Source organism: Streptomyces anatolicus (assembly GCF_019400875.1).
In the GTDB taxonomy this organism is placed as follows: Bacteria; Actinomycetota; Actinomycetes; order Streptomycetales; family Streptomycetaceae; genus Streptomyces; species Streptomyces anatolicus.
Genome location: NZ_WMBF01000297.1, coordinates 1 through 7,843, shown reverse-complemented (window position 1 = coordinate 7,843; position 7,843 = coordinate 1). Strand labels below are relative to the sequence as shown.

10 protein-coding genes are annotated in these 7,843 nt (G+C 72.5%); 3 read left to right on the top strand and 7 right to left on the bottom strand.

The window, feature by feature from the left end:
* Positions 1 to 319: 319 nt before the first annotated feature.
* The gene (locus GKQ77_RS22725; protein WP_219690784.1) at positions 320 to 511 is read right to left on the bottom strand and encodes a CsbD family protein; all 192 of its coding nucleotides are present in this window, start codon (positions 509 to 511) and stop codon (positions 320 to 322) included.
* 89 nt (positions 512 to 600) lie between these two features.
* The gene (locus GKQ77_RS22720; RefSeq protein ID WP_219690783.1) at positions 601 to 999 is read right to left on the bottom strand and encodes an STAS domain-containing protein; all 399 of its coding nucleotides are present in this window, start codon (positions 997 to 999) and stop codon (positions 601 to 603) included.
* A gap of 292 nt (positions 1,000 to 1,291) precedes the next feature.
* On the opposite strand from GKQ77_RS22720, the gene GKQ77_RS22715 reads away from it, so the two are divergent.
* The gene (locus tag GKQ77_RS22715) at positions 1,292 to 2,335 is read left to right on the top strand and encodes an NUDIX hydrolase (protein WP_219690782.1); all 1,044 of its coding nucleotides are present in this window, start codon (positions 1,292 to 1,294) and stop codon (positions 2,333 to 2,335) included.
* 31 nt (positions 2,336 to 2,366) lie between these two features.
* Here the strand turns inward: GKQ77_RS22715 and GKQ77_RS22710 are convergent, their stop codons facing one another.
* The gene (locus GKQ77_RS22710; protein WP_219690781.1) at positions 2,367 to 3,722 is read right to left on the bottom strand and encodes a dipeptidase; all 1,356 of its coding nucleotides are present in this window, start codon (positions 3,720 to 3,722) and stop codon (positions 2,367 to 2,369) included.
* Between the two features lie 135 nt (positions 3,723 to 3,857).
* Between GKQ77_RS22710 and GKQ77_RS22705 the strand changes: the two genes are divergently transcribed.
* Entirely contained in the window at positions 3,858 to 5,060 is a 1,203-nt protein-coding gene (locus GKQ77_RS22705; protein ID WP_219690780.1) for a geranylgeranyl reductase family protein, read from the top strand.
* 54 nt (positions 5,061 to 5,114) lie between these two features.
* On the opposite strand, the gene GKQ77_RS22700 is transcribed toward GKQ77_RS22705, so the two are convergent.
* From GKQ77_RS22700 to GKQ77_RS22685, 4 genes are read right to left on the bottom strand one after another with little or no spacing between them, the layout of a single operon-like run.
* Positions 5,115 to 5,312 (bottom strand): hypothetical protein, encoded by a 198-nt coding sequence (locus GKQ77_RS22700; RefSeq protein ID WP_219690779.1) that lies wholly within the window; start codon positions 5,310 to 5,312, stop codon positions 5,115 to 5,117.
* 56 nt (positions 5,313 to 5,368) lie between these two features.
* The gene (locus tag GKQ77_RS22695; protein WP_219690778.1) at positions 5,369 to 5,899 is read right to left on the bottom strand and encodes a hypothetical protein; all 531 of its coding nucleotides are present in this window, start codon (positions 5,897 to 5,899) and stop codon (positions 5,369 to 5,371) included.
* Positions 5,896 to 6,486: a hypothetical protein gene (locus tag GKQ77_RS22690; protein WP_219690777.1), complete on the bottom strand. Its 591-nt coding sequence runs from the start codon at positions 6,484 to 6,486 to the stop codon at positions 5,896 to 5,898. The genes GKQ77_RS22695 and GKQ77_RS22690 overlap by 4 nt, the downstream gene beginning before the upstream one ends.
* 4 nt (positions 6,487 to 6,490) lie before the next feature.
* On the bottom strand, positions 6,491 to 6,838 hold the full coding sequence (locus GKQ77_RS22685; protein WP_240659670.1) for a PadR family transcriptional regulator: 348 nt from the start codon (positions 6,836 to 6,838) through the stop codon (positions 6,491 to 6,493).
* A 164-nt stretch (positions 6,839 to 7,002) separates the two neighbouring features.
* On the opposite strand from GKQ77_RS22685, the gene GKQ77_RS22680 reads away from it, so the two are divergent.
* Positions 7,003 to 7,843 (top strand): histidine kinase dimerization/phosphoacceptor domain-containing protein (locus GKQ77_RS22680; protein ID WP_219690776.1); only part of this gene is annotated, 841 nt, incomplete at its 3' end.

The following is a 7,843-nucleotide window of genomic DNA, read 5'->3' as shown; positions in this document are numbered from 1 at the left end:
GAACAGGCGAGCGCCCCCCGCGAGGAGCGGGGGGCGCGGCAGCCAACAGGCCGGAGGCCGGAGGCCGGAGGCCCGGAAGCCGGAAGGCCCGCATGCCCGGAAGCCGGAGCCCGGAGGCCCGGAGGCCGGAAGGCCAACAGGCCAGGGCCAGAGGCCCGGAGGCCGGAAGGCCAACACACCGGAAGCCGGAGGCCGGAAGGCCAACACACCGGAAGCCGGAGGCCGGAAGGCCCGCAGGCCCGGAAGCCGGAGGCCCGGAGCCCCGCAGGCCCGGAAGCCGGAGGCCCGGAGCCCGGAGGCCCGGAAGGCCCGGAGAGACCTAGGAGTCGTTCCGCTTCAGCGAGTCCTTCATGCCCTTGGCCTTGTCACGGGCGGACTCCATGGTGTCCTTGGCCTCGCCCTTGGTCCGGTCCGTCCTGCCCTCGGCCTCGCGGCGCTTGTCGCCGGTGGCCTTGCCGGCCATCTCCTTGGCCTTGCCCTTCAGCTTGTCCATGCCGCCCTTGTCACCCATGGTCACTCCTCTGTCTTCCACTGTCCTCCGCCGTTCGCGGCGGGGGACCTTCCCGGCCAACGTAAGACGAGGAGGCTCGGCGCGCTCGCTCAAGCGTCGCGCTGCGTGACATCGCCGAGGGCGGCCAGCGCCGCTCCCACGGTCGGCGCGGGGGAGAGGGTTTCGGTGAGGCCCGTGAGGCGCAGCATGCGCAGGGTCAGCGGGTGGGTGCAGACGACGCACAGCGCGCCGCCTCTGTCGCTCACCCGTCGGTGGGCCCGCATCAGCAACGAGATCCCGGAACAGTCGAAGAAGCCGGCCTCGCTCAGATCGACGATCACGACCGGCTCCGGGCCCGCGGCCACGGCGTCGAACAGCGGGACCATCCGCTGGTAGGCCACGAGGTCGATCTCGCCGCGCAGCTCGACCACGATCGTCCGGTCGAGCCCGTATACCCGCGGTTGAGCGAGGCCCTCGCACGTGTACTCGCTCAGTTCGTCCTGCCGCATCAATCCCCCCAGCGCCGGCGCCGATCTCCCCCGAGGGGGCGGCGCATCCGGAATGCATTTCCTTCGGGACGCCGGGGACCGGGGCGCCCGGGAAGTCACGCTAGCCGGGCCCGGCGCACTGTGGAGTGCGGGAACGATTCTCGAAAACCCAGCACCATGCGATCGGGTGAAAATTAAACAAGCAGCTTGACATCGCGCCCGGTGGCGCGAGACTTCCTCACCCATCAGCGCCTGGTTTCCATGACAGGGTGTTGCGGGCAAGCCACAGGGGGCCGACGGATGAGGGGGAACCGTGATCGTCTGGATCAACGGCGCGTTCGGCGCGGGCAAGACCAGTGCCGCACGGGAACTGATCGAGCTGATCCCGAACAGCACGCTCTTCGACCCGGAAGTCATCGGCGGCGCACTGCCCCATCTGCTGCCGCCCAAGCGGCTCGCCGAGGTGAGTGACTACCAGGACCTGCCGATCTGGCGCCGCCTCGTCGTCGACACGGCGGCCGCGCTCCTCGCCGAAGTGGGCGGCGTCCTCGTGGTGCCGATGACACTGCTGCGCCAGGAGTACCGCGACGAGATCTTCGGCGGCCTCGCCTCGCGCAGGATTCCCGTACGCCACATCGTGCTCGCCCCGGACGAAACGATCCTGCGCGAGCGGATATCCGGCCGCGATGTCCCGCCGGAGCTGCCCGACGGCGACCTGCGCGTACGCCAGTGGTCGTTCGAGCACATCGAGCCGTACCGCACGGCCCTCGCCGGCTGGCTCGGCACGGACGCCCACCGCCTCGACACCAGCGCCCTCACCCCCCACGAGACCGCCGCGCACCTCGCCGACGCCGTGCGCACCGGCGCCGCGTCCGCCTGCGACATCGTGCAGACCCCCGAGCCCACCGCGGAGACCCTTGCCGCAGGCGTGCTGCTCTTCGACGAACAGGACCGGGTGCTGCTCGTCGACCCGACCTACAAGGCGGGCTGGGAGTTCCCCGGCGGCGTCGTCGAACCCGGCGAGGCACCGGCGCGCGCGGGCGTACGCGAGGTCGCCGAGGAGACCGGCATCCAACTCCCCGACACTCTCCGCCTGTTGGTCGCCGACTGGGAGCCGCCGAAACCGCCCGGCTACGGAGGGATGCGGTTCCTCTTCGACGGCGGCCGGCTCGACAGCACCGAGGTCCACCGCATGCTGCTGCCCGGCCCCGAACTGCGCGACTGGCGCTTCGTCACCGAACAGGAAGCCGCCGCCCTGCTGCCCTCGGTGCGCTACGAACGGCTGCGGTGGGCGCTGCGCGCACGCGAACGGGGCGCCGCGCTCTACCTGGAGGCGGGCGCCCCGATCGACGGCTAGCCGTCCCCCACGGAGGACGGAGGGCGAGCGGTCAGCTCGCCGCGTACTTGAGCAGGAACAGCGCCTCGGCGACCGAGAGCCGCTCGAGCTCCTCGGGCGACACGCTCTCGTTGACCGCGTGGATCTGCGCCTCGGGCTCGCTCAGACCGATCAGCAGGATCTCCGCGTCCGGATAGAGCGAGGCGAGGGTGTTGCAGAGCGGGATCGAGCCGCCATGGCCCGCGAACTGCATCTCCTGGCCCGGATAGGCCTCGCCCATCGCCTCGGCCATCGCCGTGTACGCCGGGCTCGTGGTATCCGCGCGGAACGCCTGGCCCTGCCCGATCTGCTCGCTGTGCACCCGCGCGCCCCACGGGGTGTGCGCCTCCAGATGGGCCTGGAGCAGCTTCGTCGCCTCGGCGGCGTCCACGCCCGGCGGCACCCGCAGGCTGATCAGGGCCCGCGCGCTCGCCTGCACCGACGGCGTCGCGCCGACCACCGGCGGGCAGTCGATGCCGATGACGGTGACGGCGGGGCGCGCCCAGATCCGGTCGGCGACCGTGCCCTCGCCGATCAGCCGCACACCGTCGAGGACCTTGGCGTCCCTGCGGAAGCTGTCCTCTTCGTACTGAAGCCCGTCCCAGACGGCCTCGCCCGTCAGACCGTCGACAGTTGTCGAACCGTCCTCGGCGCGCAGCGAGTCGAGCACGCGCACCAGCGCGGCGAGCGCGTCCGGGGCGGCGCCGCCGAACTGCCCCGAGTGCAGGTTCCCCTCAAGGGTGTCCACGCTGACGCGTACGAGGGTCATGCCGCGGAGCGTCGCCGTCACCGTCGGCAGACCGGCCTGGAAGTTGCCCGCGTCGCCGATGACGACCGTGTCGGCCGCGAGCAGCTCGGGGTGCGCCTCCGCGTACCGCTCCAGACCGCCCGTGCCCTGCTCCTCCGAGCCCTCCACGATCACCTTGACGCTCACCGGGACGCCGCCGTTCGCCTTCAGGGCGCGCAGCGCGAGCAGGTGCATGATGAGGCCGCCCTTGCAGTCGGCGCTGCCCCGGCCGTACCAGCGTCCATCGCGCTCGGTCAGCTCGAACGGCGGAGTGACCCAGCCGGCCTCGTCGAGCGGCGGCTGCACGTCGTAGTGCGCGTACAGAAGGACGGTCGGCGCGCCCTCGGGGCCCGGCAGGAAGCCGTACACCGACTGCGTGCCGTCCGGGGTGTCGAGCAGCGCGACGTCCTGGAAGCCCTCGGCGCGCAGCGCGTCCGCCACCCAGTTCGCGGCGGCCTCGCTCTCGCTCCTCGGGAACTGCGCGAAGTCCGCCACCGACTTGAAGGCGACCAGTTCGGTCAGCTCCGCCTTCGCCCTCGGCATGAGTGAGGCGACGGTCTCGGCGATCGGATCCGGCGACATGGGCACGCTCCTCGTGGGTGCGACGTTGTATCTGTGGATGCCTGCGATCCTCCCACAGGAGAGACCCGCAGGGGTCCGCCGTAGGATGCCAGGGGAAAGCGCGGCCAACAGCGGGATCAGGAGCGGTAGACCAACGTGAGCAGCGAGAACTCAGCGGACGACGCCCGGTACGTGTGGGACGTCGTCGTGGTCGGAGCCGGCCCCGCGGGGGCATCGGCGGCCTATGCGGCGGCCGTCGCGGGACGCAGCGTGCTGCTCCTGGAGAAAGCCGAACTGCCCCGCTACAAGACGTGTGGCGGCGGCATCATCGGCCCCTCGCGCGATGCCCTGCCGCCCGGCTTCGAGCTGCCGCTGCGCGACCGGGTGCACGCGGTGACGTTCTCCCTGGACGGCAAGTTCACGCGCACGCGCCGCTCCCGGCAGACGCTCTTCGGGCTCATCAACCGCCCCGAGTTCGACCAGCAGCTCGTCGAGCACGCCCAGAAGGCGGGCGCCGAGCTGCGCACGGGCGTCACCGTCGCGCGCGTGGAGCAGCACGGCCCCGAGGTGCCCGACCGGCGGACCGTCGCCGTGATGCTCCAGGGCGGCGAGACGGTCCTGGCCCGCGCCGTGGTCGGCGCCGACGGCAGTGCCAGCCGCATAGGAGCGCATGTCGGGGTCAAGCTCGACCAGGTCGACCTCGGTCTGGAGGCGGAGATCCCGGTGCCCGAGACCGTCGCCGAGGACTGGGCGGGGCGCGTCCTCCTCGACTGGGGTCCGATGCCCGGCAGTTACGGCTGGGTCTTCCCCAAGGGCGACACCCTGACCGTCGGCGTGATCTCCGCGCGCGGCGAAGGCGCCGCCACCAAGCGGTACTTGGAGGACTTCATCGCCCGGCTCGGCCTCGCCGGCTTCGAGCCCAGCATCTCCTCCGGGCACCTCACGCGCTGCCGCAGTGACGACTCCCCGCTCTCCCGCGGCCGGGTCCTGGTCTGCGGCGACGCGGCGGGCCTCCTGGAGCCGTGGACCCGCGAGGGCATTTCCTTCGCGCTGCGCTCCGGGCGCCTCGCGGGTGAGTGGGCGGTCCGGATCGCGGAGGCGCACGACGCGGTGGACGCCCGCCGCCAGGCGCTGAACTACGCGTTCGCCATCAAGGCGGGCCTCGGCGTCGAGATGAGCGTGGGGCGCCGCATGCTCCAGATCTTCGAGCGCCGCCCCGGTGTGTTCCACGCGGCGGTCACGGGCTTCCGCCCCGCGTGGAACGCCTTCGCGAAGATCACCCGCGGCACGACGACACTGGGCGAACTGGTACGGACGCATCCGCTGGCGGGGCGGGCGCTGAGCAAGATCGAGCGCTGAGGGCCGGGGCGGCGGTTTCGTCGCCCGCGCCCACCGCGAGGGGCGGCCGTGCCGCTACCCGCGCCCACCGCGTGCGGCGATGATGACCGCGTCGCACACCATGGCCACCGCCGCGATCACGGCGAGGGGCCAGGTGCCGGGCTCGGGGACGTACTCCCAGGTGATGCCCGCGGCGACGGCGCCCGCCAGGGCGAAGCCGGTGCCGGGCAGATAGCGCAGGTGGATGACGGCCCCGCCGTCCTGGAGTGACATCAGGTGATCTCCTGTCGGGTGGTTCCTGAGGGGTCCGAAGGGAGGGGCCGGCCGGTTCACGCCGTCCCCCGGCGTGCGGCGCGGCGGGCGCTCCAGGCGAGTCTGGGCGCGCCGTGGAGGAGCAGCCTGGCGAGGTACGACCAGCGTGTGCGCAGGGGGCGTTCGGACAGATCGGCCCATTCGGCGGCCCACTCCTCGGCCCAACGGCCGCGCTGCGCGCCGGGCAGCAGCATGGCCGCGAGCGAGATGAGCCGGGGCCCGGGCGAACCGGGGCCGGACGGAGCCACCGCGTGCCGCGCGGCCCGGCGGTTCAGGTGGTCCGGGTGGTCCTCCCTCAGGCGCTGCGCCCGGACGGAGTGCAGCACCCCGCGGAGTTCGTCGTCGTCGAGCGTCAGCAGAGAGAGGCTCCGGTTGACGGTGGTGGGTCTGCCCGTGAGCGCGGTGAGGCTCTCCGTCATCCACTTCTCCATCGCCGGGGAGGCGAAGAGGCGGTGCGTCGCGGCGAGCGCCGCGTTGTACGCGGCCAGGCTCTCGGCCCGCTCCCTCGTGAAGTGCGGCTTCTCCCTTACGGGTAACCGGCCGGTCATGCCGTCTCCTTGGGGCGTCCGACGCGCAGCAGCCAGGCGAGCCGGGGTCCGCTGTGCAGGACGAGGCGCGCCACGAACCCGACGCGTACGCGCGCGGGGCGGGCGGCGAGATCGAACCACTCGGCCTGCCACTCCTCCAGCCACCGTTCGCGGTCCTGGCAGGGCAGGAGGCGGGCCGCGAGGTTGACACACCTGCTGCGCCTGGGGCGCCGCGCAGCCGACGGCGACGGCACCGCGGCCAACTGGTCCATGGTGGTCCTGGTGGCGCTCGGCTCGGCCTCGGTGCCGGCCGCGATGCGGGCCTCGGCTTCGGCGATCTGCGCCGCGTGCTCGGCGATCGCCTGCCGCGATGATTCGAAGCGCGGCTCGCCGTGTATACGGATGCCGCAGGCCTCGCAGTCATCCACTTCCGTGAGGTGCCCGTGCTCGCAGCTCAGGAGGCTGCCCACCGGCGTCCTCACCTCCATGCTCCCGAGGAGGCGCAGGCGCGGGCTGCCACCTACGGAGGAGTCCTCCTCCAGGTCGAGGTTCACGAAGCCGGTGTTCACGAAGGCGGTGTTCAGAGGGTGGTCGTCATAGCTCTCCACGCGGTCACACCCCTCCGGGACCCTCGGCCACCGGGCGCAACCGGGCCGAGGTCGCCCCGCCGTTGTAGGCCTGCGCGAGGGCGAGACGGGCGGATTCGGCGCCGCTCTGCGTGAAGCGGTAGTAGCGGCGGCGCGGACGCGGCGGATCGGTCTTCTCGATCTCGCCGGTGTCCTCCCAGAACGACTCCAGCCAGCCCGCGTTCTCCAGGCGGGCGAGTATCGGATGGATCGTGCCGGTCGGCAGGCCCGCGGCCTCGGAGAGTTCGAGGCCGTAGCGGGCCCGGGCGGGGGTCTCGAGCAGCGTCCGCAGCACCAGCTGGGTCTGCAGTGTCATGCGCGGCGTCTTAGCCATACATAAAGTCTAGTATGGGGCTGAACTGCGTAACAAGCGCCCAGGTGAGAGGCTGTGCGGCACGCGGGGCGACGCGGGTGAGGGCGGATACTCCCGGGGGAGTACGCGTGATCACCTCGCCCGGCGGACGCCCGCCGGCCCGCGTGCGGCATAGCGTGACCGGCATGGACGAGCAGCGCGAACACAGGCCGGGCGGTCCGCCCCCGGCGTGGGGCGGACCGCCGATGTGGCGGAAGGGACCGGCCTGGTGGAACTTGCGGACGCCGGAAGGGGCGGCCCCCCGGCTGCCCTGGCTCACGACGCTCGCGCTCACCGTGTTCGTACAGCTCGGCTCCGGCTTCGCCGGACACGGCCAGCCCGACCGCGTGGCACTCGACCCCCTCGCCAGGGTGCTGCTCCTCCTGGCCACGGGCGTGCTCCTGCTGCGGCACCGCTTCCCGATCACCGTCGCGTACGCCACCACCGCCGTGACGCTGGTCTACCTCGGCGCCGGATACCCGTACGGCCCGGTGCTGCTCACCGTCGCCGTGGCCTGCTTCGCCGCGGTCGTGGCGGGGCACCGGCCCGCGGCGTGGGGTGCGGTCGGCGCGCTCTGGGCCGGGCATCTGCTGCTCGCGCACTGGCTCTACGAGTGGCTGCCGCCCGGCGGCGACGGGGCGAGCCCCTGGAGCGGGGAGATCGTTGTCGCCGTCTGGGTCGTCGCGGTCGTCGCGGTCTGCGAGTTGGGCCGCGTACGCCGTGAACAGTGGGACAAGGAGCGGGCCGAGCGCGCGCGGGCCGCCGAGCGGCGTGCCGACGAGGAGCGGCTGCGCATGGCCCGCGAACTGCACGACGTCCTCGCGCACAGCATCTCCGTCATCAACGTCCAGGCGGGCATGGGCCTAGCACTGCTCGACTCCGATCCGGAACAGGCCCGCACCGCCCTCACCACCATCAAGGCCGCCAGCAAGGAGGCGCTGGGAGAGGTCCGCCAGGTCCTCGACACCCTGCGCGCCCCCGGTGAGG

Bases quoted from the DNA above. Each gene is read 5' to 3' on its own strand.
- GKQ77_RS22725 (WP_219690784.1), bottom strand. From the start codon at position 511: ATGGGTGACAAGGGCGGCATGGACAAGCTGAAGGGCAAGGCCAAGGAG.
- GKQ77_RS22720 (WP_219690783.1), bottom strand. From the start codon at position 999: ATGCGGCAGGACGAACTGAGCGAGTACACGTGCGAGGGCCTCGCTCAA.
- GKQ77_RS22710 (WP_219690781.1), bottom strand. From the start codon at position 3,722: ATGTCGCCGGATCCGATCGCCGAGACCGTCGCCTCACTCATGCCGAGG.
- GKQ77_RS22700 (WP_219690779.1), bottom strand. From the start codon at position 5,312: ATGTCACTCCAGGACGGCGGGGCCGTCATCCACCTGCGCTATCTGCCC.
- GKQ77_RS22695 (WP_219690778.1), bottom strand. From the start codon at position 5,899: ATGACCGGCCGGTTACCCGTAAGGGAGAAGCCGCACTTCACGAGGGAG.
- GKQ77_RS22685 (WP_240659670.1), bottom strand. From the start codon at position 6,838: ATGGCTAAGACGCCGCGCATGACACTGCAGACCCAGCTGGTGCTGCGG.